This is a genomic window from Agrobacterium sp. CCNWLW32, assembly GCF_037083425.1.
GTDB classification, from domain to species: Bacteria; Pseudomonadota; Alphaproteobacteria; order Rhizobiales; family Rhizobiaceae; genus Agrobacterium; species Agrobacterium radiobacter.
The window spans coordinates 74,931-101,891 of record NZ_JBAOJM010000010.1 but is presented as its reverse complement, the minus strand read 5'-3'; the positions used below and the strand labels follow the sequence as shown (position 1 = coordinate 101,891).

The 26,961-nt window shown below is 59.8% G+C and carries 24 protein-coding genes; 14 read left to right on the top strand and 10 right to left on the bottom strand.

The features are described 5' to 3' along the window. The first annotated feature begins 170 nt into the window (after nt 1–170). From V6R85_RS19365 to V6R85_RS19355, 3 genes are all read left to right on the top strand, one after another. The gene (locus V6R85_RS19365; protein WP_112958634.1) at nt 171–2,489 is read left to right on the top strand and encodes an EAL domain-containing protein; all 2,319 of its coding nucleotides are present in this window, start codon (nt 171–173) and stop codon (nt 2,487–2,489) included. Between the two features lie 30 nt (nt 2,490–2,519). Then, the gene (locus V6R85_RS19360) at nt 2,520–3,413 is read left to right on the top strand and encodes an amino acid ABC transporter substrate-binding protein (RefSeq protein ID WP_112495711.1); all 894 of its coding nucleotides are present in this window, start codon (nt 2,520–2,522) and stop codon (nt 3,411–3,413) included. A 72-nt stretch (nt 3,414–3,485) separates the two neighbouring features. Next, entirely contained in the window at nt 3,486–4,388 is a 903-nt protein-coding gene (locus tag V6R85_RS19355; RefSeq protein WP_060726874.1) for an amino acid ABC transporter substrate-binding protein, read from the top strand. A 42-nt stretch (nt 4,389–4,430) separates the two neighbouring features. On the opposite strand, the gene minE is transcribed toward V6R85_RS19355, so the two are convergent. Genes minE through minC form a run of 3 tightly spaced genes read right to left on the bottom strand, consistent with a single transcriptional unit; the run spans nt 4,431 to nt 6,267 of the window. After that, the gene (minE, locus tag V6R85_RS19350; RefSeq protein WP_003506500.1) at nt 4,431–4,691 is read right to left on the bottom strand and encodes a cell division topological specificity factor MinE; all 261 of its coding nucleotides are present in this window, start codon (nt 4,689–4,691) and stop codon (nt 4,431–4,433) included. After that, nucleotides 4,688–5,503 (bottom strand): septum site-determining protein MinD, encoded by an 816-nt coding sequence (minD, locus tag V6R85_RS19345; RefSeq protein WP_003506498.1) that lies wholly within the window; start codon nt 5,501–5,503, stop codon nt 4,688–4,690. Before minD ends, minE begins: the two co-directional genes overlap by 4 nt. A gap of 35 nt (nt 5,504–5,538) precedes the next feature. Beyond that, nucleotides 5,539–6,267, bottom strand: a complete 729-nt coding sequence (gene minC, locus V6R85_RS19340; RefSeq protein WP_162690285.1) for a septum site-determining protein MinC — start codon at nt 6,265–6,267, stop codon at nt 5,539–5,541. 408 nt (nt 6,268–6,675) lie between these two features. On the opposite strand from minC, the gene V6R85_RS19335 reads away from it, so the two are divergent. The 7 genes from V6R85_RS19335 (at nt 6,676) to uxuA (ending at nt 13,843) form a co-directional block, all read left to right on the top strand. Then, nucleotides 6,676–7,362, top strand: a complete 687-nt coding sequence (locus V6R85_RS19335; protein ID WP_003506495.1) for an HAD family hydrolase — start codon at nt 6,676–6,678, stop codon at nt 7,360–7,362. 342 nt (nt 7,363–7,704) lie between these two features. Continuing rightward, nucleotides 7,705–8,421, top strand: coding sequence for a FadR/GntR family transcriptional regulator (locus V6R85_RS19330; protein ID WP_003506492.1), 717 nt, complete (start codon nt 7,705–7,707; stop codon nt 8,419–8,421). Nucleotides 8,422–8,483: 62 nt separating this feature from the next. Beyond that, entirely contained in the window at nt 8,484–9,458 is a 975-nt protein-coding gene (locus V6R85_RS19325) for a sialic acid TRAP transporter substrate-binding protein SiaP (RefSeq protein WP_003506490.1), read from the top strand. Between the two features lie 60 nt (nt 9,459–9,518). Continuing rightward, complete coding sequence (locus tag V6R85_RS19320) at nt 9,519–10,091, top strand: TRAP transporter small permease (protein ID WP_003506488.1); 573 nt, start codon at nt 9,519–9,521, stop codon at nt 10,089–10,091. 4 nt (nt 10,092–10,095) lie between these two features. Further along, nucleotides 10,096–11,502: a TRAP transporter large permease gene (locus V6R85_RS19315; protein WP_112958633.1), complete on the top strand. Its 1,407-nt coding sequence runs from the start codon at nt 10,096–10,098 to the stop codon at nt 11,500–11,502. A 69-nt stretch (nt 11,503–11,571) separates the two neighbouring features. Then, the gene (locus tag V6R85_RS19310) at nt 11,572–12,618 is read left to right on the top strand and encodes an L-idonate 5-dehydrogenase (protein ID WP_060726878.1); all 1,047 of its coding nucleotides are present in this window, start codon (nt 11,572–11,574) and stop codon (nt 12,616–12,618) included. Between the two features lie 16 nt (nt 12,619–12,634). Continuing rightward, the gene (uxuA, locus tag V6R85_RS19305; protein WP_060726879.1) at nt 12,635–13,843 is read left to right on the top strand and encodes a mannonate dehydratase; all 1,209 of its coding nucleotides are present in this window, start codon (nt 12,635–12,637) and stop codon (nt 13,841–13,843) included. A gap of 28 nt (nt 13,844–13,871) precedes the next feature. On the opposite strand, the gene V6R85_RS19300 is transcribed toward uxuA, so the two are convergent. Continuing rightward, entirely contained in the window at nt 13,872–14,225 is a 354-nt protein-coding gene (locus V6R85_RS19300; protein WP_003506481.1) for a hypothetical protein, read from the bottom strand. Between the two features lie 244 nt (nt 14,226–14,469). On the opposite strand from V6R85_RS19300, the gene V6R85_RS19295 reads away from it, so the two are divergent. Together V6R85_RS19295 and aztD are read left to right on the top strand one after the other, a co-directional pair. Further along, a complete protein-coding gene (locus V6R85_RS19295; RefSeq protein ID WP_003506480.1) occupies nt 14,470–15,981 on the top strand; it encodes an aldehyde dehydrogenase (NADP(+)) in 1,512 nt (503 codons plus the stop codon). A 295-nt stretch (nt 15,982–16,276) separates the two neighbouring features. Then, nucleotides 16,277–17,527 carry a zinc metallochaperone AztD gene (aztD, locus tag V6R85_RS19290; protein WP_112958632.1) on the top strand — a complete coding sequence of 417 codons (1,251 nt, stop codon included), beginning with the start codon at nt 16,277–16,279 and terminating at the stop codon, nt 17,525–17,527. A gap of 69 nt (nt 17,528–17,596) precedes the next feature. Here the strand turns inward: aztD and V6R85_RS19285 are convergent, their stop codons facing one another. From V6R85_RS19285 to V6R85_RS19270, 4 genes are read right to left on the bottom strand one after another with little or no spacing between them, the layout of a single operon-like run. After that, nucleotides 17,597–18,595 (bottom strand): TRAP transporter substrate-binding protein, encoded by a 999-nt coding sequence (locus V6R85_RS19285; protein WP_112958631.1) that lies wholly within the window; start codon nt 18,593–18,595, stop codon nt 17,597–17,599. 16 nt (nt 18,596–18,611) lie between these two features. Then, a complete protein-coding gene (locus V6R85_RS19280) occupies nt 18,612–20,444 on the bottom strand; it encodes a TRAP transporter large permease (RefSeq protein ID WP_112958630.1) in 1,833 nt (610 codons plus the stop codon). A gap of 29 nt (nt 20,445–20,473) precedes the next feature. Continuing rightward, nucleotides 20,474–21,601, bottom strand: a complete 1,128-nt coding sequence (locus V6R85_RS19275) for an LLM class flavin-dependent oxidoreductase (RefSeq protein ID WP_111780268.1) — start codon at nt 21,599–21,601, stop codon at nt 20,474–20,476. After that, entirely contained in the window at nt 21,598–22,449 is an 852-nt protein-coding gene (locus V6R85_RS19270; protein WP_112958629.1) for an ABC transporter substrate-binding protein, read from the bottom strand. The genes V6R85_RS19275 and V6R85_RS19270 overlap by 4 nt, the downstream gene beginning before the upstream one ends. A gap of 211 nt (nt 22,450–22,660) precedes the next feature. On the opposite strand from V6R85_RS19270, the gene V6R85_RS19265 reads away from it, so the two are divergent. Together V6R85_RS19265 and V6R85_RS19260 are read left to right on the top strand one after the other, a co-directional pair. Then, nucleotides 22,661–23,026 (top strand): metalloregulator ArsR/SmtB family transcription factor, encoded by a 366-nt coding sequence (locus V6R85_RS19265; RefSeq protein WP_112958628.1) that lies wholly within the window; start codon nt 22,661–22,663, stop codon nt 23,024–23,026. A 1-nt stretch (nt 23,027) separates the two neighbouring features. Then, the gene (locus V6R85_RS19260) at nt 23,028–23,657 is read left to right on the top strand and encodes a glutathione S-transferase family protein (RefSeq protein ID WP_112958627.1); all 630 of its coding nucleotides are present in this window, start codon (nt 23,028–23,030) and stop codon (nt 23,655–23,657) included. A 6-nt stretch (nt 23,658–23,663) separates the two neighbouring features. On the opposite strand, the gene V6R85_RS19255 is transcribed toward V6R85_RS19260, so the two are convergent. Both V6R85_RS19255 and V6R85_RS19250 read right to left on the bottom strand, forming a co-directional pair. Continuing rightward, the gene (locus tag V6R85_RS19255; protein ID WP_112958626.1) at nt 23,664–25,499 is read right to left on the bottom strand and encodes an ABC transporter ATP-binding protein; all 1,836 of its coding nucleotides are present in this window, start codon (nt 25,497–25,499) and stop codon (nt 23,664–23,666) included. A gap of 203 nt (nt 25,500–25,702) precedes the next feature. Next, complete coding sequence (locus V6R85_RS19250) at nt 25,703–26,899, bottom strand: aminotransferase class V-fold PLP-dependent enzyme (protein ID WP_111797176.1); 1,197 nt, start codon at nt 26,897–26,899, stop codon at nt 25,703–25,705. Nucleotides 26,900–26,961: the final 62 nt, after the last annotated feature.

The following is a 26,961-nucleotide window of genomic DNA, read 5'->3' as shown; positions in this document are numbered from 1 at the left end:
CCTAAGGTGCATGAATGCCATTTCTTATATAAGCTACGACTATAAAAAGACGGATTAATTCTTAATCGCCTCTAAACTTTGTTGAATTATTTAGCAGACATCATTGAAACGCATGCCCTATAAAATTCCATAAAACAATTATAACGCGACATCGCGGGGGACTATCGCGAATGGAAGAGACTGCCTATCGCGGGACGGATAGACAGGTTGAACCGGGCCACACGCTTCGCTCACCGACGCAGCCGGAAACAGGCCGGTTTTCGCGGCGGCGGTCGCTTGCCAGCAAGATAACCCTGATATTCCTGGGCGGCGTGATCTTTTCCTACAGCATTGGCGCGCTCGTCGGCTGGTACATGTTCGTTGCCGCCGCCAGCGAGCAATGGCTCAACCAGGCCCGCGTCAATTCGCAGATCGCCAGCGCCACGCTTCGCAGCATCTATACCTATGTCAGCGTCACCGCCGATACCGACGGGCAGGTCAACGGCATATTGACCGACAAGCCGATCGGCGATGATGACTCCATTCTCGTCACCGGCTTCAACCCCAGCGACGTTCTCGCGCTTATCGGCGCGCAGACCAAGAATGCCGTCTGGCTTTTCCGTTATGATGAGGCCGCTTCCGGCTTCCGCCAGATCGCGGCGGCCTTCGACAACGCCACCGATGACGACGAAAAGCCGCTCGCCACCGATCCCATCTTTTCCAGAGACGCGGTCGCCGCGCGTTTTTCCACCGGTTTTGCGACCATCGGCGAATCCAGCCATTATATCGGCCTGCTGCCGATCATCAGCACGGAAACGAAGAAACCGATCGGCGCGGTCGCCGTCAGCATCGGCGGATCGGACGCGCTTTATGGCGCGCAGCGCAAGCTCATCTATAATTCACTCGCCGCGCTGATCGTGGTCTTGACCGTCACCGGTGTGCTTGTGACCGTGATTGCCCGGCATTTCCTGAAACCGGTCCCGGCGCTGGTGCAGGCGACCCTGCGGATTGCCCGCGAGGAAACAGATGTCGCCACGCCGTTTCAGGAGCGGCGGGACGAGATCGGCGACATGGCGACCGCCATCGAAACGTTGCGCGAGGCGGTTCTGGAGCGTGGACGCCTGCGGCAGATACGCGATATGGCGCAGCAGCTGGAGCATATGGCTCATCACGACGCGCTGACCGGACTTCCAAACCGCGTGCTGTTGATGAAGACGCTGGAAAACCGTCTGGAGCAACTGTCGGCGTCCGGCCAGCCCTTCAATGTCATGCTGCTCGATCTCGACCGCTTCAAGGCCGTCAATGACACACTCGGACATGCCGCCGGTGACGCCTTGCTGGTGGCGGTGGCCTCGCGGATTTCCTCCGTGCTCGGTGAAAACGATATGGTGAGTCGCCTCGGTGGCGACGAATTCGCAATCATACAGTCGACAAACGGTGACTGCGAGAGCGATGCGGCGATGCTGGCCGCGCGGGTGGTGCATGCCGTCTCGCGCAGTTTCGGCCTCGAAGGCAGCGACATCAGCATTGATACCAGCATCGGAATCGCCTGCGCGCCGGGCCACGGCACATCCGCCACGCAGCTTCTGCAACACGCCGATCTCGGCCTTTACCGGGCGAAATCCATGGGCTGTGGTTATTTCGTTTTCTATGAGGCGGGCATGGACATGGCGGCGCAGCATAAGCATGCGCTGGAAATAGACATGAAATCCGCACTCGAAAACCACGAATTCGAGCTGCACTACCAGCCCGTGGTCAATCTGCAGAGCGGTCGCATTGTGGCTTATGAAGCGCTGGCCCGCTGGCGACACAGCAAGCTTGGCCTCATTACCCCGGACCGCTTCATCACGCTTGCCGAAGAAAACAACTTCATCAGGCCGTTGGGCGAATGGGTTCTGGCACAGGCCTGCATGGATGCGATGACCTGGCCGAAGGATATCAAGCTCGCCGTCAACCTATCCGCCGTTCAGCTCTGTAATGACGACATCGTCCCTGTCGTCGACCGGGCGCTTGAGAAATCCGGCTTCCCGGCGGAACGGCTTGAACTGGAAGTGACGGAAACGGCCATGCTGGAGCGTGACAGCAGCGCCCGGGCCCTGAAACTGCTGAAGGAAAGAGGCGTTCGCCTCGCTCTTGATGATTTCGGCACCGGTTACGCCGGGCTCAGCACGTTAACCCATGTCGCTTTCGACAAGATCAAGATCGACCGGGAATTCGTCTCCGGCCTGCCGGCCAATCCCATGTGTTCGGCCATCGTCAACACTGTCATCGACATGGCTGAACAGATTGGCCTGAAGGTCACCGCCGAAGGCGTTGAGAACAGTGAGCAGGTCGAAGCGCTCAAGCTTTCCGGGTGCGACGAAGCGCAGGGCTATTATTTTGCCGAGCCCGCGCCGCTTGCCCGAATTCTCAAGAACCGCGCCGTCATCGCTCCGATTGCGCAGGATGAATTCGGCGACATCGGTCGACCGACACAGGAAATCTATTGCCCACCACAAAAAGCCATTTGAGAAACCGGCCGCCGGCCCAGAGGACATAAAATGCGTCTTTCAGTATTTTGCCTTTTCCTCACATGCTTTGCTCCCATCACGCCCCTTCAGGCCGCCGGCGAAGGCGACACGCTTCAGCAGATTGCCAGAACCGCCAAGATCCGCATTGGCTATCGCGAGGCCGAACCGCCCTTTTCCTATCAATTGCCTGATGGCGAGGTCACTGGTTTCTCGACTGATCTTTGTCGGGCGATCAGCGAAGATATTCGCAGGAAGCTGAAGCTCGACCGCATCGAGCTCGAATATGTCAAGGCAACGCCCGCGACACGCTTCATCCTTGTCCGCAGCGGCCAGATCGACATTGAATGCGCGGCCACGACCAACAATAACGAACGCCGCAAGATCGTAGATTTCTCCTATCCCAATTTCATGACCGCGACGCAGTTTCTCTCCCGCAGGCAGGACAATCTGAAAAGCCTTGCCGATCTCGCCGGACGGTCCGTCACATCCGCCTCCGGCACCGTCAATATCGAGCAGCTCAACGCCGTCAACCGGGCGAAGAACCTCAACATCTCGGTGATGCCGACAAAGACCAATGAGGAGGCCTTCGAACTCGTGGTTTCCGGCAAGGCTTCCGCCTTTGTCATGGATGGCATATTGCTCGCGGCGCTGGCGGCGACATCGAAAAACCCGGACCTCTATGCGCTTTCCGAGGAAACGCTGAGCGCGCCCGAACCCTATGGCCTGGTTTTCCGGCGCAACGACCCGGCTTTCAAAGCGGCGGTCAATGAAAGCCTCAGGCATATCTTCACCGGGCCGGCCATTCACGGCCTCTATGAAAAATGGTTCACCAAGCCCATTCCCCCCAACGGCATGAACCTGAACCTGCCAATGGCCGCGTCATTAAAACAGGCCTACGAATATCCAAGCGAATACCAGGACTGAGAGCGCAAAGCGCCAACTCCTATCGATTTTCATGAAGATGTTTTGACGGATTATTTTGGCTGGAGATGCGCGATGCAGAGATCGACATTATGGCTTCTGTTGTTTTTCCTCAGTCTTCTGCCCGCCCAGGCGGCCAGTGACGGTGCCCAACCGCCGACGCTTGATACCATTGCCAGAACCGGCACGATCAAGCTCGGTTATGCCGATCGCAATATTCCCTTTTCTTATCTTGGCACCGGATCGGAACCGATCGGTTACAGCATCGAGCTCTGCCTGAGGGTGGCGGATTCCATCAAGAGAAAGCTCGGCCTGCCGGAACTGAAGGTCGAATTCGTCAAGCGCACGCCCAGCAACCGCATCATGCTTCTCAATGACGGCACGATGGATATGGAATGCGTGGCAAGCACGAATACGGAGGAAAGGCGCAAGGCCGTGTGGTTCTCCTACAGCCACTTCATCACCGGCACGCGTTATGTCGCGCTGAAATCGAGCGGTCTGAACACCGTCGCCGATCTTGCCGGACGAACGGTGGTGGTGACGACGGGAACCATCAATATCAGCCAGCTCAACGTGCTCAATCGCAAATTGGGGCTGAACATTGCCGTGCTGCAGAATGACAGCACGGAGGGCAGTTTCGACATGGTGACGGAAAACCGCGCCTCAGCCTTCGTGATGGACGATATTCTCTTGCGATCCTTCGTCGCCGAAACGGGCAAGCCGGAAGACTACGTCATCTCCAACGAATATCTCGCCCCGCCCCAGCCCTATGGCCTGATGCTCCGGCACGGCGATACCGGCTTCAGGGATGCCGTCAACGAAGCGCTCGGCGAAATCTATGCCAACGGCGAAATCGAAAAAATCTACGACAAATGGTTCAACGCGCCGATCCCGCCGAACGGGATAAACCTGAAACGCCCGCTGCCCGGTGACCTGGAGGAAGCGTTTCACAAACCCGTCGATACGACGGCGGAATAGAAAAGCCGCCCGGTGGCGGGCGGCGTCTTTGGCGGAATGTCTTCAGGCAGCGCGCAGGTCCGCGCCAAGCGGGATTTCGACGTCGATCTCCAGAATGGAGACATGCTCGTCGCGATCCATCTTCACATGCACCCTGTCGCTGTCGATCTGCACATGCTTGGCGATGACACCGAGAATTTCTTCCCGGAGGATAGCCACGAGATCGGAGCCGGACGATGCCCTTTCGTGGGCGAGCAGCACCTGCAGACGCTCACGCGCAAGCGGTGCCGACTTCTGTTTACGGAAAAGACTGAAGATGCTCATGCAGCCCTCCTTGCGAAGATCTTGGAGAAGATGCCACGCTTCTCACCCGGGATGACCACCGGAATATCCTCGCCGGACAGGCGGCGGGCGGCATCGAAATAGGCCATGGCCGGCGCGCAACGGGCATCCGCCAGCGTTACCGGCGCACCGACGTTGGAGGCGCGCAGCACGTCCGTGCTTTCGGGAATGATGCCGAGCAGCGGAATGGAAAGGATTTCCAGAACGTCATCGACCTTCAACATGTCGCCACGCTCGGCGCGGGAAGCATCGTAACGCGTCAGAAGCAGGTGCTTCTCCATGCGCTCGCCGCGTTCGGCCTTCAGCGTCTTGGAATCGAGCAGGCCGATGATGCGGTCGCTATCACGCACCGAGGAGACTTCCGGATTGGTGACAACGACGGCCACGTCTGCATGGCGCATGGCCAGCGTCGCGCCGCGTTCGATACCGGCCGGGCTGTCACAGATCACCCAGTCGAAATGTTTCTTCAGTTCGTTGATGACCCATTCGACGCCTTCGGGCGTCAGATTGTCCTTGTCACGCGTCTGCGAGGCCGGCAGGAGGAACAGCGTCTCGAGGCGCTTGTCGCGGATCAGCGCCTGCGTCAGCTTGGCGTCGCCCTGGATGACGTTGACGAGATCGTAAACCACGCGGCGTTCAGCACCCATGACGAGGTCGAGGTTGCGCAGGCCGACATCGAAATCGACGACCACGACCTTCTCTTTATTCTGCGCCAATGCCGCGCCAAGCGCTGCGGTCGAGGTGGTCTTGCCGACCCCGCCCTTGCCGGAAGTTACAACGACTACCTTCCCCATATGGCTCTCTCCTGTTCCTGTGTGTTTATCTGTTATCAGCCGAGTTTTGCGGCCTTGATCGTATCGTTTTCCAGCCAGAGCTGAACGGGCTGGCCGCGCAGCTTGTCGTCAATATCCTCGGCCACCTTGTAGACGCCGTCGATGGCCAGAAGCTCCGCTTCGAGCTTGCGGCAGAAGATGCGCGCCGAAACATTGCCGAGCGAACCGGCCATGGCGCGACCGCGCAGGGCGCCGTAAATATGCACCGAACCGCCGGCGATGATTTCCGCGCCCGAGGCGACCGAGCCGATGACGGTCACGTCGCCCTCGGGAAACATGATCGACTGGCCGGAACGCACCGGCTCGTTGATGACCAGCGACTGCACGACGGCCCTGACCTCACCGGCAGCACGCGGCTTTTCCTCCGGCAAGTCGGCGGCGATGGCGACCGGTTCAACCTCGACATCGGAAGCAGGCTTTCCACCCTTCAGCGATGGCGGCATGCCCGGCTCGATCATCGACGGGCGAACACCCTCAATGCCCATGATGCCGACATTGCGCTCCGTCAGCGCCGCCAGCAGTTCTTTCAGGCCCGCCTTATCGAGCGACAGCTCAGAGACGTCGAGAACCACCGGCCGCGACAGAAAGAAGCCCGCCGAACGGGCGGCGAGATCATCAAGCCTCTCCAGCCATTGATCGACCGGAGATTCGGGGGACAGGACGACTGCGAGGAAGGAGCGGCCTTTGATACGGATCGAACGCTGGTCTGTTAGCACTTTGGTCATCTTGGTAAATAAATCGTTGACAATTAGGTACCTCGAATATGGTTAACAAATGGTTAACGCCGACCCCAAAGAAGGGAAATCGTTAAGAAAATTCCCCTTGCGAAACTCCTCGCGCAGAACTTTCAAAAACCTCGGCTACCTTTTGATTTCGCGATATTCCACCCGCTGTGAATGCCTATGATGACAGCTCATCCTTGCAGCAGGCTGACGTCTCAGCGAAGACACGCCCTCCCCTCCTTCCCTGCCCCGGGGAGATCGACTCGACGGGATCGCGGCACGTCCGATTCTGGCACAAGATTTCCGACCGACCTTGAGCCGGCCTTCGATTCCCTAGATGGAAAAGCGATTCCGTTATGTCTCCCAATACTGTAGATACGGGCTATCCCACAGTTCCAACGGAAGAATGAGATGCACAGCAAAGTCCCGCCGCAGAACCAGATTTTTTCGCAAGAGTTTGCGGCATTCCTGTTCGACATGGATGGAACACTCGTCAATTCGATCGCCGTCGTCGAGCGGGTCTGGCGGGAGTGGGCCGTTGCTAACGGCATCGAGCCGGTTGCTTTCCTGCAGCGCATTCACGGCATGCGGGCCTCGGAGGTGATCCGTCGCGAGGCGGTTCCCGGCCTTAATGTGGATGCAGAGGCGGACATGATATTGCGCGCCGAAATGGACGATGTGGACGGCATCATCCAGATACCGGGCGCCGCAGCCTTCCTTGCGTCTCTGCCGGCGGGAAAGTGGGCCATCGTGACCTCAGCCGTGCGTGAACTGGCGGAACGGCGGCTCGCCGCGGCCGGCATTACGCCGCCACCCGTCATGATCTGTGCGGACGATGTCGTCAACGGCAAGCCCGATCCCGAAGGTTACAGGAAGGCGGCCGAAAGGCTGGGCGTTGCGCCTGAAAGCTGCGTCGTCTTCGAAGACGCGCCCGCAGGCATTCAGGCCGGAGAACGCATGGACGCCGCGGTGGTGGTCATCAACGTGACCCATTCCCACCCGATCGAAACGCCGCATCTTTCCATTGGCGGGTATGGTGAGCTGGATGTCATCATCGGCGACGACGGCGGCTTGAAGCTCGCAGGTAGCAAGAGCTGAAAAGCCAACCCACACATGCACCGTCATCCTCGGGCCTGTCCCGAGGATCCAAACACGTATCGCAAAGCCGATCGGTTACAGATGCCCGGGACAGGCCCGAGCATGACGGAGGAGACGTTTTCGGACTTTGCCATCACCCTCCGGTTCAAGGCCGGAATGGCGGAAATGGAAAAAGCCTCGGAGTAAGGCAAATGCCAAGCCTCTGCATCAGCCGCGTCTTTCGCCTCGCACTTTTCCACACCGGCCAATTGACAGCACCACATAAATGCGCCCTAATAAAATTGGTAAGACCATCTTACCGCTTGCGCGATCGGGGGAGACTTTCGCGCTGGGAGGGACATCATGTTTGTGGCTCTGGAGCCGCGCCGCCTTTACCGGCTGGTCGCGGAACAAATTCGTTTGCTCATCGAAAGCGGGGAGCTGACCGAAGGTCAGCGCCTGCCGGCGGAACGGGACCTTGCGGAACGCTTCGGCGTTTCCCGCCCGACGGTTCGTGAAGCCCTCATCGTTCTGGAAGTGGAGGGCCACATCCATATTCGCATGGGTTCGGGCGTCTATGTCAGCGCAGCCGGCAAACAGGCTAAAGAAAAGCCGACGGTGCCGGATGCGCATGGTCCGTTCGAAATCCTGCAGGCGCGCTGCATCATCGAAAGCGCGATTGCCGAGGAAGCCGCGCGGCTTGCTAAGCCGGAATGCATCGCCAAGCTTGACGATATCATCGAACGCATGGCCGGCGCGCTCGACAATTCACCGCAGGCGCTCAATCTCGACCGGGCATTCCACACTGCGATTGCCGACATCATCGGCAATTCGGCGCTCAATCGCTTTACCGGCCTGATCTATGACGAGCGCAGCCTGTCACCCTTTTTCGAAAAGCTCGCCAGCTATTTCGAGGGCCCGCACACTTGGAACCTCGCCGTGCAGGAACATCGGGTAATCCGTGACGCCATTGCCGCCAACGACCCGGAAGGGGCGCGCGAGGCGATGCGGCAGCATCTGACGCTGTCGCAGAAGAGATTTTCCGAAAGCTTCGGGGAGGAAGCGATCGGAGAAGAATAACCGCCGCCAAACCGGCGACGGGGGAAATGAAAAATCTGACTTTAATTCGGGAGGAGTTAAGAATGAAAATCAGATTGTCGACTTTGATGGGCGCAACAGCCGCCATCCTGCTTTCCGCTCTGGCGGCGCAGGCACAGACCACGCTGAAATGGGCCCATGTTTACGAAACCTCCGAACCGTTCCACACGGATTCGGTCTGGGCCGCAGAAGAAATCGCCAAGCGCACTGATGGCCGCTACAAGATCGATGTCTTTCCGGCTTCTCAGCTTGGCAAGGAAGCCGATATCAATCAGGGCCTGAAGATCGGCACCGTTGATATCATCATTTCCGGCTCGAGCTTCGCGGCGCGTGACTTCAAGCCGATCGGCGTCACCTATTTCCCCTATATCTTCCGCGATCCGAGCCATTTGATCGCCTATACCAAGAGCGACATCTTCAAGCGCCTCGCCAAGGGTTACGAAGATAAAACCGGCAACCACATCGCCGCCGTCAGCTATTACGGCACGCGCCACACCACATCGAACAAGCCGATTGCCGCCTGCGCCGACATGGCCGGGCTGAAGATGCGCGTTCCCGATGTTCCAGCCTATCTCGCCATGCCGCGTGCCTGCGGTGCCAACACGACGCCGATTGCCTTTGCGGAAGTCTATCTGGCGCTCCAGAACGGCACCGTCGACGCACAGGAAAACCCGCTGACCACCATCGAGGCGAAGAAGTTCTTCGAAGTGCAGAAAAACATCGTCTTGACCGGTCACATCGTCGACCACCTCAACACGGTGATCTCGAAGAACCTCTGGTCGCAGCTTTCCGATGACGACAAGAAAATCTTCACCGAGGTCATGCAGCAGGCCGCCGAGCGGACCACCAAGACAATCGATGAACGCGAAAAAAGCCTCGTCGAAGACTTCAAGAAGCGCGGCCTGACCGTCGCCGAAGTCGACAAGGCCGACTTCGAGAAGAACGTCATCGAAAAAGTGAAGTTCGAGGACTTCGGTTACGACAAGGCCGACTGGGAAGCCATTCGCGCCGTCAAGTGAAGCAAGATCCGGTGCGGCTTTTTTGCCGCACCGCCCTTTCTCTCCAGACGGGATATCTCAATGTCGCAGGAAATCCATACTCAGGTCACGCCTGAGGAACTCGCCCATACATTCGACGAGGCGCCGCCCGAGGTCGATCTCAAGGTCTATGCATTCGAGGACTGGGTCACGCTCGGCCTTTTCTGGCTGATGACGGGCTGCGTGTTCCTTCAGTTCTTCACCCGCTACGTGCTCAACAACAGCTACGCCTGGACGGAGGAAATCGCCGTCAACTGCCTGATCGGCGTGGTGTTTCTGGGCTCGGTCATGTGCGTTCGCATGTCGCGTCACATCCAGGTGGATGTGCTTTATCACTATGTGCCGCCGCAGGTGGCCCGCGTCATGTCGATCCTTGTCGATGTGCTGCGTATCGTCTTCTTCGCTTACACATCCTGGCTGATGTGGCGCTATCTGGAAATCGTCGCAGATGAGGAGATGGTAACCGTGGCGCTTCCGCGCAACATCGTCTTCTACACGGTTCTGGCCGCTTTCGTGCTGATGTTCTTCCGGTCGGTGCAGGTCTTCATCGACAATATGCGGCGTGGCTATTCCGTTCTGGAGCGGCCCGAAGAATTCCAGAGCGCGGGGGATTGATCAGATGCTGCTTCTTATCGGCTCATTTCTTCTGCTGATGCTGATCGGCCTACCGGTCGCCATTTCCATGGCTTCGGCCTCGCTGCTCTACATCGTGTTCTACAATGTCGCGCCTGATATCATCGCGGCGCAGCGCCTGATTGCAGGTGTCGAGAGCTTCCCGCTTCTGGCCGTTCCCTTCTTCATCCTTGCCGGTAATCTCATGAACACGGCAGGGGTGACGGGACGTATCTACTCCTTCGCGGTCGCGCTCGTCGGCTGGATGAAAGGCGGCCTGGCACAGGTCAACATCATCGGCTCGGTGATCTTTTCCGGCATGTCCGGCACGGCGCTTGCCGACGCCGCCGGTATCGGCACCATCGAAATCAAGGCCATGAAGGACCACGGTTATCCGGTGGAAGCGGCCGTCGGCGTCACCGCCGCTTCCGCGACGCTCGGACCGATCTTCCCGCCATCACTGCCCTTCGTCATTTACGGCATGATGGCGAATGTCTCCATCGGCGCGCTGTTCATGGCCGGCATCATTCCGGGTGTCGTCATGACGCTGCTGATGATGATCACCGTTGCGGTCTTCGCCTATATCAAGGGCTGGGGCTCCGATACGCCCTTCAGCCTCAGAACCATCTTTGGTGCATCAATAGAAGTCTTCGTGGTGATGATGGTGCCGCTCGGCATCTATATCCTCACGGCATTTGGCCTGTCGCTGAACCTGTCGATCCTGATCGTGCTGGTCATCCTGCTCGCCTGCGACTGGTATTTCGACTTCTCCGCCGTGATGGCGCTAATGACGCCGGTGATCCTGATCGGCGGCATGACCATGGGCTGGTTCACACCGACGGAAGCAGCCGTCGCGGCCGTGCTCTGGTCGCTGTTCCTCGGGCTCGTCCGTTACCGCACGATGACCTTCAAGACGCTGGCGAAATCGACCTTCGACACCATCGAGACAACTGCCTCGGTGCTCTTCATTGTCGCGGCAGCCTCGATCTTCGCATGGCTTCTGACCGTCAGCCAGGCGGCGCAGCTTCTGTCTGCGGCGATCCTGACGATCACCGACAGCAAGTGGATCTTCCTCGTGCTGGTCAATCTGCTGATGTTGTTCGTCGGCTGCTTCCTCGATACGATCGCGGCCATCACCATCCTCGTGCCGATCCTGTTGCCGCTGGTGCTGCAATTTAACATCGATCCGGTGCATTTCGGCCTTATCATCACGCTCAACCTGATGATCGGTCTGCTGCATCCACCACTTGGCATGGTGCTGTTCGTGCTCTCGCGCGTGGCAAAACTCTCCGTCGAACGCACCACCATCGCCATCCTGCCGTGGCTGGTGCCGCTGTTCGTCGCATTGCTGCTGATCACCTTCATTCCGGCAATCACGTTGTGGCTGCCGACCGAAATGGGCCTGATCCGCTGACGAAACCCCTGCCCGCGCGGTTCGCCGCGCGGGTTCATTCATTCCATACACAGACATGAGGGCATCGTCATGCAGACACGCGTGGCACGTCTATACGGCCAGAAGGACATTCGCGTCGAAACGCAGGACCTCGTCGAGCCGGGTCCCGGCGAAGTGCTGCTCACTATGGCGGCGGGCGGCATCTGTGGCTCCGATCTCCATTATTACCAGGATGGCGGCTTCGGCCCGGTCCGGGTGCGTGAACCGATCATCTGCGGGCATGAGGCATCCGGCCATGTACGGGCGCTGGGGGAAGGCGTCAACGGGCTCGCCATCGGCCAGCTCGTCGCCGTCAATCCCTCGCAACCCTGCGGCCATTGCCATTTCTGCCAGAAGGGCCAGCCGATCCACTGCCTTGAGATGCGCTTCATGGGCAGCGCCATGCGCCTGCCGCACGAACACGGCATGTTCCGCGACCGGCTCGTGGTTCCGGCAAAACAATGTACAACATTTTCAGACGCCACCTCGCCCGCCGAAGCTGCCTGCACCGAACCGCTCGCCGTCTGCCTGCATGCCGCAGCGCAGGCCGGCGATCTCGCTGGCGCGAAGGTGCTGGTGACGGGGGCCGGGCCGATCGGGCTCTTGACCATCGCCGCGGCCCGCCATGGGGGTGCAAGCATCATCGTTGCGACCGATCTGACCGATGCGGCGCTGGAACGTGCGCCAGCCATGGGTGCGGATCGCACGATCAATGTCGCGAAGGATGCCGAGGCGCTTTTACCCTATCAGGACAACAAGGGTTATTTCGACGTTATTTTCGATTGCTCCGCCGCTGGCCCCGCGCTCCGTAGCGCCTTCGCCTGCGTGCGTCCGCGCGGCACCATCGTGCAGGTGGGCGTGACCGGCGATATTACCATTCCGCTCAATGCGCTGGTGGGCAAGGAAATCCTATGGCGCGGCTCGCAACGCTTCCACGATGAATTCGCCATCGCCGCGGGGCTCATCTCCACCCGCAAGATCGATGTGCGGCCAATCATTTCCCACAGTTTCCCCCTTGGCGAGGCGAAAGCCGCATTCGAACAGGCCGGAGACCGATCCGCGGCCTGCAAGGTGCAACTGACATTTTCCGCAGAATAATGTTTGAGGACTTAAGATGAGACATACATGGCGCTGGTTCGGCCCGGTCGACAAGGTCACGGTTCAGGATGCGGCTCAGGCGGGGGCGGAAGGCATTGTCAGCGCGCTGCATCACATCGCCACCGGTGACGTCTGGCCGGTCGACGAGATCGCCAAACGGCATGAGGCCATCAAGGCCGGCGGTCTTTATTGGGACGTGGTGGAAAGCGTGCCGGTTTCCGAGGATATCAAGACCCAGACCGGCGATTGGAAAACCCATATATCCAACTGGCAGGAGACGCTGCGCCGCCTTTCCGCCTCCGGCATCCGCACCGTCTGCTACAATTTCATGCCCGTGCTGGACTGGACCCGCACCGACCTGCGCTGGGAAACCAAACACGGCGCGAAGGCGATGCGCTTCGATCTTACCGATTTCGCCGCCTTCGATATTCACATCCTAAAGCGCCCCGACGCAAAGGCCGATTATCCGGACTGGCTGGTAGAAGAAGCGACAAAACGCTTCACTGAGATGCCGGATACAAAAATCGCAGCGCTCGGGCGCAATATCGGCGCGGGTCTGCCGGGCTCGGCGGATGGTTATACGCTCGCCCAGCTTCTGGAAAAGCTGCGCTCCTATCACGGCATCAACCGCGAAAGGTTGCAGCAAAATCTGGTCGACTTTCTCTCCGAGGTGACGCCGGTTGCCGAAGAAGTCGGCATCAACATCTGCGCCCATGGCGATGATCCGCCGTGGCCGCTGCTCGGCCTGCCGCGTATCCTCTCCACCGAGGCCGACTATGCCCATATGCTCTCAAAGGTCGATAGCCGCGCCAATGGCGTGACGCTCTGCACCGGCTCTCTCGGCGCGCGGGCGGATAACGACCTGCCCTTCATCGCCAGCCGTTTTGCTGACCGCATCCATTTCGTGCATCTGCGCAACGTGACGCGCGACACCGACACCGTGCCCTGCTCCTTCTTCGAAGACGAGCATCTGGAAGGCGGAACCGACATGGTCGCCGTCATCGCCGCACTCGTCACCGAAGAGGCGCGCCGCCGGGCGGAGGGCCGTGAAGACCACACCATTCCAATGCGCCCCGATCACGGCCAGGAAATTCTCGACGATCTGACGCGCGGCGCGCAACCCGGTTATCCCGCCATTGGCCGGCTGAAGGGGCTTGCGGAACTGCGCGGCATCGAGCGCACGCTGTCGCACAGCCGTTTCGGTCTTGCGAACGGCAAAGGCTGAACAGGAGAATTGACCGCGGACGGTTCCGTCAGCCTGCGGTCAACCGCGCCCGGAAAAAGAGATAGGAGAAGGTTGCAAGTCCACCGGCAACCGCTCCAGCGGCTTTCACGGCGCCGTCCGTCAGCTGCGGATGACGTGTCGGGGACAGGAATTGCAGCGCCTCGATCCCGAAAGCTGCGACAATGCCCGCCATAATGATCGCCAGCCAATAACGCGGATAGGCCAGCACGAAGGCGGCAGAGCAGAAGGCGAAGGCGGCGGCGCGGTCTATGCCAACAGTCGTCAGCGTGTGCGGCCGAAATCCGATCGGGCAGATTGTAACGATCACGATCAGCAGAAGAACCGACCAGGCGACATATTTCGGAAGTCTATTTGTCATCATGGCGTCACAATAAAGCGCCGTGCGCGTAAACGGAAGCGGGTCTTTTTCGCGCCTCGCCCAATTAATCACACTTTTCGGTCAGATAGTTGAAAAACCGGCTTTCGCTCAAGCCCCACACGGGCTAAGGCAGAAGGCAACCGGGCGAGGATCGCGGCTGATGGCGTTTGCGCTGTCGCTTTTCGGTCTGGCGTCACGGTGTCGGGTGGATTTTCCACACAGGATCAGATTTTCAGGGAAGAGCACAATGAGTTTCAAGCCGCACGGCAAACATCTGGTTGCAGGAGAATGGGTCGCAACGGAAGCAAAATTCCGCAGCGAGCCTGCACATGGCGAAGCTTTCGATTTTTCGGTCGGCACCGTCGATCTGGTGAATGCGGCCTGTGAAGCTGCCGAAGAAGCTTTCTGGAGCTACGGTTACACCACCCGCGAAGAGCGCGCCGCATTCCTCGACACCATCGCCGATGAGATCGAAGCCCGCGCCGACGCCATCACCGAAATCGGCTCGTCCGAAACCGGCCTGCCCGCAGGACGCCTGCAGGGCGAACGCGGCCGCACCGTTGGCCAGCTCCGTCTCTTCGCTTCGCATATCCGCAAGGGCGACTATCTCGACCGTCGCCATGACGAAGCGCTGCCGGATCGCCAGCCCCTGCCGCGCCCGGATATCCGGCTGATGCAGCGTCCGATCGGCCCCGTTGCGGTCTTCGGCGCCTCCAACTTCCCGCTCGCCTTCTCCACGGCCGGCGGTGACACCGCAGCGGCTCTGGCAGCTGGTTGCCCAGTGGTTGTCAAGGGTCACTCCGCCCATCCCGGCACCGGCGAAATCGTTGCCGAAGCCGTTCTCGCCGCCGTCAAGAAGCATAATCTGCATCCCGGCGTCTTCTCGCTGATCCAGGGCGGCCGCCGCGATGTCGGTTCCGCGCTCGTGCAGCATCCGCGCATCAAGGCGGTCGGTTTCACCGGTTCGCTCGCCGGCGGCCGCGCGCTGTTCGACCTCTGCGCCCAGCGCCCCGAGCCGATCCCCTTCTTCGGCGAACTCGGTTCGGTCAACCCGATGTTCCTGCTGCCGGAAGCCGTTTCTGCTCGCGGTGAAGCCATTGCCAAGGGCTGGGCGGGTTCGCTCACCATGGGTGCCGGCCAGTTCTGCACCAATCCGGGCATTGCCGTCGTTCTTGCCTCGCAGGCAGACACGGTCGCGGAAACCGCGCGTACTGCTCTTTCCGAAGTCGGCCCGCAGGTCATGCTGACCGATGGCATCGCTTCGGCCTATCGTGATGGCCGCGACCGCATCGCTGCCGGCAACGGCGTGCGCGACGTGCTGACGACCTCCTGCAACCTGCGCAATGCAACACCTTATCTCTACCGTGTTGCCGGCAAGGACTGGGTTGCCAACCATGCACTCGCAGAAGAAGTCTTCGGACCGCTCGGCCTGATCGTCACGGTCGAAAGCGCAGAAGAAATGATCGAAGTCGCCAAGAGCTTCGAAGGCCAGCTGACGGCAACCCTGCATCTCGATGCCGGCGATGCCGAACTCGGCCGCAAGCTGCTGCCGATCCTGGAACGCAAGGCGGGCCGCGTTCTCGCCAACGGCTTCCCGACCGGCGTTGAAGTCTCCGAAGCCATGGTTCACGGCGGCCCCTACCCGGCCTCCACGAACTTCGGCGCAACTTCGGTCGGCACCATGTCGATCCGCCGCTTCATGCGCCCGGTCTCTTATCAGAACATTCCTTCGGATGTTCTGCCGGAAGACATTCGCTAATCACTGAAAAGGCAGGCGCGGCAATGCGCCTGCCTTCAGCGCCGGAACCTCCGCTTCCGTCATCCTCGGGTCAAGCCCGAGGATGACGTCGCGTTTGCGGCCTGACACGGAAGCTTCAACGCTTCACCGATACACACTTTCCAGATTTTCAGCAGTACGACGTCCACGTCGGTTGACATGGACCCTGCGCATAATGCTAATACGCCTCTCGTAACGTAATAACATTACACTCATTCTCAAAGACCCGCTATCGGTTCGAACCCGTATGAGGATGACAACGTCTGGAAGGAACACCATGAGATTTTCCCTTCATCACCATTTCGGTATGAGCGCACTCGCCACATGCCTTGCGCTTGCCACGCCGCTCGTTCCAGGCATGGCGCTGGCAGAAGAAAGCAGTGACAGCATCAAGGAATGGCGGCTATTCGTTGCCGATCACAGCCAGCCGGTGGTGCGCGCAATAGATTTCGAAACCGGCAAGGAGCTCGGGCGCTACGATCTGAAGGGCTATGCGGCGCTGACCGCCAGCGCCTCCGGCAAGACGGTTTTCGCGACGCAATCGGATGCCGACATGGTGCATGTGATCAAGACCGGCATCGTTTTTTCCGATCACGGTGAGCATCGCGATCTGAATGTGGAGGATGCCGCGCTTCTGCCCGTCACCTTCGAAGGCAAGCGCCCTTTCCACGTCGTGCCGCATGATGACCATGCGATCCTCTTTTATGACCGTGGCGGCAAGGCTGAGATAATCGACGAGGGAGCATTGCTTGACGGCAAGGCCAAGGTCCGCACCGTCGACACGACAGCGCCGCATCATGGCGTGGCGGTGACGCTGGGGCGCTTCGTTCTGGTTTCCGTGCCGAATACCGAGATCGAAACGAAACCCGATACACTGCCGCCGCGCATCGGACTGCGCGTTCTCGACAGGGAGGGCAAGCAGGTTGGCGAGCAGGCGGCATGCACCGACCTGCATGGCGAGGCGACGTCCGCACGGCTTGTCGCCTTCGGTTGCAAGGAAGGCATTCTCGTTGCCCGCCCCGGCGGCACCGATGGTCCGAAGCTTGAAATGCTGGCCTATCCGGAAGATTTCCCGAAAGCCTATACCGGCACACTGCTTGGCGGCAAATCCATGCAGTTCTTTCTCGGCAATTACGGTGAGGACAAGGTCGTCCTGATCGATCCGGATAGCAAGGACGCCTTCCGTCTGGTGGAGCTGCCGACCCGGCGCGTGGATTTCATTCTCGATCCCGCCAATCCGCGCAACGCCTATATTCTGACCGAAGACGGCGACCTGCACGTGCTTGACGTGCTGGAAGGCGCGATCACCCGCAAGGCGAAGGTCACCGAGCCCTACAGCAAGGACGGCCATTGGCGTGATCCGCGCCCGCGTCTGGCCGTTGCCGATGGACAGGTCGCGATCTCCGATCCGCGCCATTCACTCATCCGCGTGGTAGATGGGGAAAGCCTGAAGGAAACCCGCACGGTCGCAGTGGAAGGCCAGCCTTATTCCATCGTCGCCGTCGGCGGCTCCGGCGCTTCGCATTGATACCAAAGCAAAGAAACCCCGTGCGCCCGACAGACGCATGGGGTTTTCTAATTTTGAAGAGACGTATCCTCAGGCAGACTGCACAGCCTGTATCTTCTCGATACCGCCGACGATGCCGGCGAAATCCTGCCAGACGCCCTGAGCACCCTTGCGCCATTCATCCAGCGCTTCCGGCTGCAGCACCTTGCCGCCCTTGGAGAGTGCAAGCTCGACGGACTTCGTCTCGTCTTCAACGATCAGCTGGTTGAAATATTGCGCACCTTCGCTGGAGGCTTCCGAAAGCACCTTCTTTTCCTCATCATCCAGCTGGTTCCAGAAGGTCGCGCCGTAATAGACGACGCCCGAGGCCCAGATATGGCCGGTCTCGGTCATATAAGGCACGACCTCGTAAAGCTTGAAGCCGGCATAGGCAGATTTGGTGAGGTCCATGGCGTCAGCCACGCCGGTCGCCAGCGCATTATAGGTTTCGGTGATTGGAATGCCGACCGGCGTGGTGTCGAAGGCGCTCCAGAGCTTGGTGTGCAGCGGGCTCTGGATGACGCGGATCTTCTTGCCTTCCAGCTGCTCCGGCCGGATCACCGGTTCCTTGGTCAGCAGATGGCGTGCGCCGTAATTGATGAAATCGGCGGCGACGAATTGTTGCGCGGTGAGTTTCGTCTTCAGCCCGTTGCCCGTTTCGCCCGTCACCACCTTACGCACATGGTCGGCATCGCGGAACAGGAAGGGCAGATCGAGGATCTGTAGTTCCGGCACCCAGCCGGAAAGCGAGGAAACCGTGGAGAGGCTCGCCTGAACCGATCCGAGACGGATATTCTCCGCCACTTCCTTTTCGCCGCCCAGCGCGCCGCTCTTGACGATATTGAAGCGGAAACGGCCGGGCAGTTTCGCCTCCACCAGCTCGCTGATCTTCACCCAGATTTTCGTCTCCGGCTTGTCGTCGGCGAACAGGGAAGCGACCGTAATGTTACGGGTCTTGGCACTTGCAGTGCGCACGAAAGCGGGCGCGGCAAGCGTCGCTGCACCTACGGCAGAGAGTTTCAGGAGATTGCGACGATCGATAATAGTCATGAATAAAACCCCGGATTTAGAAGACAATGGCCCAGGCGCACAGAATGGCGAGGGAAACGAGAAGGGACAGGAGATAGGGAACGACGGCCTGAAATAGCGCCGTCGCCGGAATGCGGGTGACACCGCTGACCACGAAGATGAGCATGCCAAGCGGCGGCGTCAGGCCATGGATCATCAGATTGACCACCAGAATGACGCCGAAATGGATGGGATCGATACCGGCGGCAACGGCTGCGGGCAACAGGATCGGTCCAAACAGCAGGATGGCCGCACCGATATCCAGCACCAGCCCCACCACGAGCAGGATGAGGTTGGAAAGCAGAAGCACCGCGATCTTGCTGCCGCCAAGCAATGTCACGAAATCCGTGACCAGGCCGGAGACATTATCGACCGCCAGAAGGAAGGCGAAGGGGCCTGCCGTTCCGATAAGGAGACCGATGGCCGCCGCCTCACCGGCTGATTGCCGGAAAGTTGCGAAGATACGCCCCGCGCCCACCCGGTACCCGAAGCCGAGAAGCAGCGTGTAGAGTGCTGCAAGTGCGGCCGCTTCCGTGGTGGTGACAATACCGATGCGGATGCCGACCACCACGATGACGCCGAGGCCGAAGGCGGGTATGGCGGCGATGGCGGAGCGCCAGCGTTCAACTCCCGTGGCGCGCGGCAGGGTATCGACGCTGCGCACGCTCAAATGGATCGCCACCGCAAGGCAGATCGCCATCAGCCCGCCGGCAAAGAAGCCGCCCACCAGCAGCGAGCCGACCGACAGATTGGTGGCTGTGGCAAGGATCAAGAAAGCGATGGAGGGAGGGATGACATTGTCGAGCACCGAGGTGGCGGCAATAATCGCACCCGCCTGCGCCGGCGGATAGCCGTGCTTGACGAGCTCCGGCTGGAAGGTGGAAGCGCCGAAGGCGGCGTTGGCGACCGAGGAGCCGGATGCGCCGGAAAACAGCACGCTGGTCAGAAGCGTCGTCTGCGCCAGTCCCGCCCGCCGATGTCCGACCATGGCGGCGGCGAAGCGGACCAGCTGGTTGGCAACGCCCGATTCCGTCAGCAGGCTTCCGGCCAGCAGGAAGAAGGGGATGGCGAGCAGCAGGAATTTCGACATGCCGGTTACCGTCGAGGAAACGATGGCCGGTTCCGGCAAGGTGCTGCCGAAGGCGATCGCCACGTAAGCTGCGGCGAGGAAGGCATGGGCGAGCGGTGCTGCCAGCACCAGCCCCACCGCTGCCGTCAGCGCCAGAAACAGGCTTGGCGGCAGGGTCGTATCGACAAAAACTTCCGGCAGGCCGACATAGGCCACGACTGCGATGGCGAGCGACGCGAGAACGGCAAACACCTTGCCTTCACTAACGCGCTGTAGCGCCAGATAGAGAAGGATCAGCGCGCCACCTGCACCCAGAAAGCCGAAACGCACCCATTCCGGCAGACCGAGTGTCGGCGAGGTGCCGCCCAGCATCGCCGCGATCTCAACCCCGCCGAAAGCGAGGATGAGCGCTGCGACGAAGGAGAAGGCATCCGCCAGAACTTCGGTGGCTGCGTGAAAACGCTCAGGCAAAAATCGCACGAAAACGTCGAGCCGCATGGCAAGCGCGCTTTTGAGACTGAGCGGCGCGCCAACCGCGATCATCGCCACATGCAGCCAGATGCCGAGATCTTCCGCACCGATGAAGCCGGTGTGAAACAGATAACGCAGGGTGACATTGACCAGCACCACCGCAAGAAGTGTGGCAAGGATGGCGGCGGCGACCGCACCGAGCGCCTTGTCCAGAACGGCGAGCACACGCTCGGCCACGCGTTGCGGGCCGATGCGCCTTTGTGCTGATATCGTTGCCGGACTTGCCGTCATGTCTTTCTTCTCCACTCCCAAAGCCATGCTCAGGAGGCCTTTGCCGAGAGGTCGCGATCGAACAAGGTCGACCAGGTGAATTGTTTGGCCGATGAGACTTCCCGCGATACATCGAGACGCGGAAGAACCTTTTCCCCGAAACGGAAGGCCTCTTCCAGCAATGGCATACCGGACAGAATAAAGGTATTCACGCCCGCCTTCTTATAGGCCTCCAGCGTGCGGATGACAGTATCCGGCGAACCGACAATCGCCGTTCCCGGCCCGGGCCGAACAAGACCGATGCCGGCCCAGAGGTTGGGCGCGATTTCAAGATCGCGCAGGTTCTCAGGCTTCTGCCCGCCATGCATTGCCGTCATGCGCTGCTGGCCGACGGAATCCGTCTTGCCGACGAAACGCTGGTTTGCAGCAATCGCGTTCGCATCCATACGGCCATAGAGATCGGCGGCGGCGGCCCAGGCCTCTTCATCCGTATCACGCACGATGACATAAAGGCGGATGCCGTATTCCAGCTCGCGGCCGAGCTTTTCCGCGCGCGCCTTGACCAGATCGACCTTAGCACCGATCTGGTCCGGCGTTTCACCCCATGAGAGATAGGTCTCGACATGTTTGGCGGCAACGTCGATCGCCTTATCCGACGAACCGCCGAACCAGAGCGGCGGCGGCTCTATGCCCTGCCCCACTGGCAGAGCGAGCTTTGCGCCCTCCGTCTGGAAATATTGGCCCTTGAAATCGACCGTCTCACCGGCGAAAAGCCGGTGCCATATCTGCAGATATTCATCCGCCATCTCGTAACGCTCGTCATGCGGCATGGTCATGCCATAGGCGCCGAGCATCTTCGCATCGCCCGAAACGACATTGATCAGCAGGCGTCCGCGCGAAAACTCCTGAAGCGTCGCCGCCATCTTGCCAAGCAGCGTCGGCGCGATCAGGCCCGGATGAATGGCGACCAGCAGTTTCAGCCGCTCGGTATAGGAGAGCAGCGCACCCGCCAGCACCCAGACGTCATGCGCCCCGGTGGCAAAAAGGGCGCCGGTGTAACCAAGCTGGTCGTAAGCAAGCGCCAGCTGCTTATAATAACCGAGATCGACCTTGCGGGACCCTTCCGGCTGCCAGGGATAAGCGCCATCGGGCGCGCACATGTACCAGAAAATATTCATCTGTCGCCTCCCGCGCTGGCTGATTGACCCGTCTGAACCGGTAAAGAAAAATGACCGTGCCTGTAAAGCGTATCGGCCTCCTCCTGCTGTTCGGCAAGGATATTCTCGGTGGCGGGCACCACGGAAAGATCGCGCGAGCGCAGTACCTTCGCCCAGGATGAAGCGTCGCCCTCGCTACCCGGTTCGGCGGCGAGCAGCGCCGCCGCCCTGTCGATATCCGCCATGACGGCCCGGCCGATGCGGTCGAGTTCGACCGCAATCGCCTCTCGGCTCTCCAACGCAATATTGTGGCGCGCAAGCGTCCAGAACAGCGAACGGTTGGGAATGGTGGAGCCGCAGCGGACCAGAAGGCTGATCCCGTCATGAGTAAGAGCTTTTTCGAGCCGTGGCAACATCGTCACCCAGGCATCGACGCGGCCTTCCACGAGGTCGCGCAGGCTATCGCTGTCGCCGCTTTCGATGCGTGTCACATCCGCAAGACCAAGCCCGGCCCCTTCCAGACTGCGCGCCAGAAGATAGGTGTGAAACGAGCCGTCAATCAGCGATATGCGCTTTCCCTCGAGATCGGCGGCGGAACGGATCGGGCTGTCGCGCCGCACGAGGATCGCGCCGTTTGCTGGCCTCGGCGCAGAAGCCGCGATATAGGCCGCGGAAAGCCCGCGCGCATCTGCCTCGATTGGCGGCGTCGAGCCCGTGCCACCGAAATGGATTTCGCCCTTTTCCAGAAGCGCCGCGGTATCGCGCCCCTCGCGATAGGGCACGAATTCCGGACCGAATTCCTCAAAGGCGCCGGGCCAGAGCCGGGCGAGCCGCAAATGCAGATTGTTGGGATGGACCCCGATTTTCATGTCGACACCTCATTTCGCAATCAATCTACTTTTTTATAGAATGTTTTCGAGGAACGTTTTGGCGATCCTCTGCGAGAAAGCGAAAGAGAAATCTACCAATCCTGTAGATTTTAAAAAACGCTTGATCCTGTCAAACTCACCCTAATCAAGCCATTGAAATTTATCGCCATACAATTTACTTTTTTATAGTTTAAAAAATGGGCCTGTAGTCGTGACGAAACCGGTTTCCAATCTCATCTGCCGCAGCGTGGTGGAGGCGAGCGAGCTTTTGAAGCTGGTCGCCAATGCCAATCGCCTGGCCATCGTCTGTTATCTCATGGAAACGGAAGCTTCCGTTTCCGCGCTGGAATATGAACTCGGCATCCAGCAGCCAACGCTTTCCCAGCAGCTTGCCGAATTACGCGACGCCGGCGTGATCGAAGGCTCGCGGGAAGGCAAACAGGTGATCTACCGCGTCACCGATCCGCGCATCGTCCAGCTGGTTCTGACATTGCGCGGTCTTTATACTGACCTTTCCGACGTGACCGGCAAGAAAAGCAGGCGGGCTTTGCCGTTAGACGAGGCGATGTTCGATTAGGATGATAGACCTTTACACCTGGATCACTCCCAACGGCCTGAAAATCTCGATTGCGCTGGAAGAACTCGGCCTGCCCTATGTCAGCCACGCCATCGACATCGAAAAAGGCGAGCAATTCTCAGCCGACTATACCCGCATCAATCCCGGCTCGAAAATCCCCGCGATCGTCGATCGCGACAATGGCACCATCCTGACGGAATCGAACGCGATCCTGATCTATCTCGCCAAAAAGGCCGGGCGGCTCAAGCCCGTCTCTGCCGCCTCACGGCTGACAGTCACCGAATGGCTGATGTGGCAGGCCGCCAACTTCGGCCCGACGCTCGGTTACGCCCATTATTTCCTGACCTACAATGCCGGAAAAGCACCCTTTGCCGAGACGCGTTTCGCCTCGGATACGGAGCGCCTCTATCTGACGCTGAACGACCGTTTGACCGAGCGGGAGTTTGTCGGCGATGATTTTTCCATAGCCGATATTGCCATCTGGCCATGGGTCTCGCGTTTCCCTCGCCATAAAATCGACCTCAATGATTTCCCGGCGGTAAAGCAGTGGTATCGCCAGCTCGGACAACGCGAAACCTTCCAGCGCGGTTACCGCGTGCCTTTCGCGACTTCCGACGTACCGGGTCTTTAACCTGCTTCAGCAGGCGACAAGGTGGCCGGGCGAGACCTCGCGATACTCACGCGGTTTCACCACGTAATCGACCGCGCGGATCGGGCTTTTCAGCTCGTCATTCGCGGCATTTCGCCGGGTATTTCTGCGGTCCGGGTCCGGCACCGGCACGGCAGCCATCAGCTTGCGGGTATAGTCATGCTGCGGATTATCGAACACCGCCGCGCGCGGGCCGATCTCGACGATTTCGCCGAGATACATCACCGCGACACGGTGACTGACGCGTTCCACCACCGCCATGTCATGGCTGATGAACAGGAAGGCAAGATCGAGGCTCTGCTGCAAATCCAGCATCAGGTTGATGACCTGCGCCTTGATCGAAACATCAAGCGCCGAAACGCTCTCATCGGCGACAATCACCTTCGGCTGGAGCGCTAGCGCGCGGGCGATGCAGATACGTTGCCGCTGACCGCCCGAGAATTCGTGGGGGTAACGCACCGCCATATCGGGCGAGAGACCAACCTTTTTGAGCATATCGGCCACCACATCCTTCGCCTCACGGGCGCTTCCCATGCGGTGTTCCAGAAAGGGTTCGGCAATCGCCGCACCCACGGTCATGCGCGGATTGAGCGAGGCATATGGGTCCTGAAAGATCATCTGCACCGTCTTGCGCATCTCGCGCATGCCTGATTTGTCGAGAGCGAGAATATTCTCGCCATTGACCACCACCGAACCGGCAGTCGGCTCGATCAACCGCATGATGGCTCGTCCCGTCGTCGATTTGCCGCAACCACTTTCGCCGACCAATGACAATGTTTCGCCGGCCCGCAGATCAAAGGACACGTTTTCCACCGCATGCACGCGACCGCTGAGCCGGCCTAACAAACCGGAGTGAATATCGAAGTGTTTGGTCAGCCCCTCCACCTTGAGCACTGGCTGGGCGCTAGCGTCGACGGTATCGCCCGGGCGCGCCGGCTGCTGCGTTTCGCCTGTGGTGGTGTTGACGATGGGAAACCGGAGCGGTCTTTCCTCACCCGTCATGGAACCCAGAACCGGAACGGCGGACAAAAGCGCGCGGGTATAGGGATGTTTGCCGCGATGGAAGATATCGGCCGTCGCGCCGACTTCCACCTGCTCGCCGCGATACATGACGACGGTGCGGTCGGCGATCTCAGCCACCACACCCATATCATGGGTGATGAACAGAACCGACGTGCCTTCCTCTTCCTGAAGCGTCTTGATGAGGTCCAGTATCTGGCCCTGAATGGTCACATCGAGCGCAGTCGTCGGCTCGTCGGCGATCAGGAGTTTCGGCCGGGACGCAAGCGCCATGGCGATCATCACGCGCTGGCGCATGCCGCCGGAAAAGCGATGCGGATATTCATCGAAACGCGATGCGGCTGAGGGAATGCGGACCTTTTCGAGAAGGCGGATCGTCTCAGTCCGCGCATCCGCCCTGGACATCGGCTGATGGCACAACAAGGCTTCGGAAATCTGGTCACCGATGGTGAATAGCGGATTGAGGCTGGTCATCGGCTCCTGGAAGATCATCGCCACCTCGTTGCCCCGCACCTGCCGCATGGCATCTTCGAAAAGCGACAGCAGGTTGCGTCCGCCAAGCAGGATTTCGCCCTGAACCCTGCTGCTTTCACGATCCAGTAACCGCATGATGGAGAGCGAGGTGACGCTTTTGCCCGAGCCACTTTCACCGACGATCGCGACCGTCTCGCCCGGCCCGACATCGAAGGAAATATCACGAACCACGGGTTTCCAGCCGCCATCCACGTGAAAAGACGTGGTGAGATTGCGGACGGAAAGCACCGGCTCATTGGCACCAAAGGGTGCTGCCTGCGGCATGGTCATGATCGTTCCCTTCTATTTATTCTGGTTGCAATGCTTGGGCGGGCAGTTGCCGCGAGTTTCTTCTCCCCAAGGGGGAGAAGGTGGCCCGAAGGGTCGGATGAGGGGGCAACGTTGCCGTATCTCACGACCCTTGCCCCCTCATCCCACTGCCGCGACCTTGTCCCCCTCAGGGAGAAGAAACAAGTGGCACCCGCTCGCTTCACTTAATCCGGCCAGCGCAGCATGCCGTCGAAACGGTGGCGGCTGCGGTCGTCGAACGGAGTAGCAATCACCTCGTTGGAGGCGCGCGCCTTGTCCAGTTCCTCCGCCAGACGCGAAGCCACGATGGTTTCCTGTCCGGGATGAAGGTTGCATGGGTCGAGATAGAAATAGCGATGCTCCACCTCGTGGTCGCGGGTAATGATCGGCGGATTGCCTCTCGCTAGTGCCGTTGTCAGGTCCCAGGCGGTGATATGCGCTTCCTCGGCATTGATGATAACGCGCAGCCTGTCGAGCGGGTTATTGGTCGGATCCGGCTCGATCAGCGCCGTCACACCCGGACGACCATCCAGCGTTTCCTTCCAGAGATTGAGATAGCCGGTCTCACGCTCACGGATGCCGGCATGGTCGCGCTTTTCCCAGGCTTCCAGCGCCGCCATGACGCCGTAGATGCTTTCTTTGCCGACCTTCATGCCGCGGCCGATGCCCATATTCTGCAGGAAGGCGTTGCGCACCAACTCCTTACTTCCTGCCACGATGCCGGAGGTGGGGCCGCCGAGGAACTTATGGCCGGAATAGAGCACGACATCCGCGCCCGTTGCCAGAAACAGCTTCAGATCATATTCGGAAGCCGCATCAACGATAACCGGCACGCCCTTGGCGTGGGCAATCTCGACAAATTCGGAAAGATGCAGCAGGCCGTAATCAACAACATGGTGCGAGATGACATAAACCGCCGCCGCCGTCTTTTCGGTGATGGCGTTTTCCATGTGGAACCGGTGGGTGGATGTCGCTTGCCCGACCAGGACCACCTTGCCACCGGCGAGCCGGATTGCCTGATCCACCGGCGCGCCGTAGCTCACCACATGCCCCATCTGCACCAGCACCTCGTTCTTTTCCGGTGCGGTATCAGGCAGCTTTTCGATGGCCAGGAGATTGTTGCCGGTGATGGCCCCCGCAACCGCAAGGCTTATCCCGGAAGAGCAGGACGCCGTGACGAAACCGGCCTCGCCGCCCGTCAGCCTTGCAATGATCGCGCTCGCCTTGCGTTGCAGATCATTGATTTCGACGAATTGCGGCAGGATGGTCGCCATGGCCTGAACGGCCTCGGGAACGACAATCGACGCGCCCAGCGAGGTCATGGTGCCCGAGACGTTGATGACCGGGCGAAGGCCGATCCTGCTTCTGATATCCTCGGTCATGTCTTTCTCCTGTCTTTGCGATGCGCTGGGCATCGACATATATGCCATAATAATGTAATAGC

Coding starts and splice junctions, on each gene's coding strand:
- V6R85_RS19365 (WP_112958634.1), top strand. CDS start 171: ATGGAAGAGACTGCCTATCGCGGGACGGATAGACAGGTTGAACCGGGC.
- V6R85_RS19360 (WP_112495711.1), top strand. CDS start 2,520: ATGCGTCTTTCAGTATTTTGCCTTTTCCTCACATGCTTTGCTCCCATC.
- V6R85_RS19355 (WP_060726874.1), top strand. CDS start 3,486: ATGCAGAGATCGACATTATGGCTTCTGTTGTTTTTCCTCAGTCTTCTG.
- minE (WP_003506500.1), bottom strand. CDS start 4,691: ATGAGCATCTTCAGTCTTTTCCGTAAACAGAAGTCGGCACCGCTTGCG.
- minD (WP_003506498.1), bottom strand. CDS start 5,503: ATGGGGAAGGTAGTCGTTGTAACTTCCGGCAAGGGCGGGGTCGGCAAG.
- minC (WP_162690285.1), bottom strand. CDS start 6,267: ATGACCAAAGTGCTAACAGACCAGCGTTCGATCCGTATCAAAGGCCGC.
- V6R85_RS19335 (WP_003506495.1), top strand. CDS start 6,676: ATGCACAGCAAAGTCCCGCCGCAGAACCAGATTTTTTCGCAAGAGTTT.
- V6R85_RS19330 (WP_003506492.1), top strand. CDS start 7,705: ATGTTTGTGGCTCTGGAGCCGCGCCGCCTTTACCGGCTGGTCGCGGAA.
- V6R85_RS19325 (WP_003506490.1), top strand. CDS start 8,484: ATGAAAATCAGATTGTCGACTTTGATGGGCGCAACAGCCGCCATCCTG.
- V6R85_RS19320 (WP_003506488.1), top strand. CDS start 9,519: ATGTCGCAGGAAATCCATACTCAGGTCACGCCTGAGGAACTCGCCCAT.
- V6R85_RS19315 (WP_112958633.1), top strand. CDS start 10,096: ATGCTGCTTCTTATCGGCTCATTTCTTCTGCTGATGCTGATCGGCCTA.
- V6R85_RS19310 (WP_060726878.1), top strand. CDS start 11,572: ATGCAGACACGCGTGGCACGTCTATACGGCCAGAAGGACATTCGCGTC.
- uxuA (WP_060726879.1), top strand. CDS start 12,635: ATGAGACATACATGGCGCTGGTTCGGCCCGGTCGACAAGGTCACGGTT.
- V6R85_RS19300 (WP_003506481.1), bottom strand. CDS start 14,225: ATGATGACAAATAGACTTCCGAAATATGTCGCCTGGTCGGTTCTTCTG.
- V6R85_RS19295 (WP_003506480.1), top strand. CDS start 14,470: ATGAGTTTCAAGCCGCACGGCAAACATCTGGTTGCAGGAGAATGGGTC.
- aztD (WP_112958632.1), top strand. CDS start 16,277: ATGAGATTTTCCCTTCATCACCATTTCGGTATGAGCGCACTCGCCACA.
- V6R85_RS19285 (WP_112958631.1), bottom strand. CDS start 18,595: ATGACTATTATCGATCGTCGCAATCTCCTGAAACTCTCTGCCGTAGGT.
- V6R85_RS19280 (WP_112958630.1), bottom strand. CDS start 20,444: ATGACGGCAAGTCCGGCAACGATATCAGCACAAAGGCGCATCGGCCCG.
- V6R85_RS19275 (WP_111780268.1), bottom strand. CDS start 21,601: ATGAATATTTTCTGGTACATGTGCGCGCCCGATGGCGCTTATCCCTGG.
- V6R85_RS19270 (WP_112958629.1), bottom strand. CDS start 22,449: ATGAAAATCGGGGTCCATCCCAACAATCTGCATTTGCGGCTCGCCCGG.
- V6R85_RS19260 (WP_112958627.1), top strand. CDS start 23,028: ATGATAGACCTTTACACCTGGATCACTCCCAACGGCCTGAAAATCTCG.
- V6R85_RS19255 (WP_112958626.1), bottom strand. CDS start 25,499: ATGACCATGCCGCAGGCAGCACCCTTTGGTGCCAATGAGCCGGTGCTT.
- V6R85_RS19250 (WP_111797176.1), bottom strand. CDS start 26,899: ATGACCGAGGATATCAGAAGCAGGATCGGCCTTCGCCCGGTCATCAAC.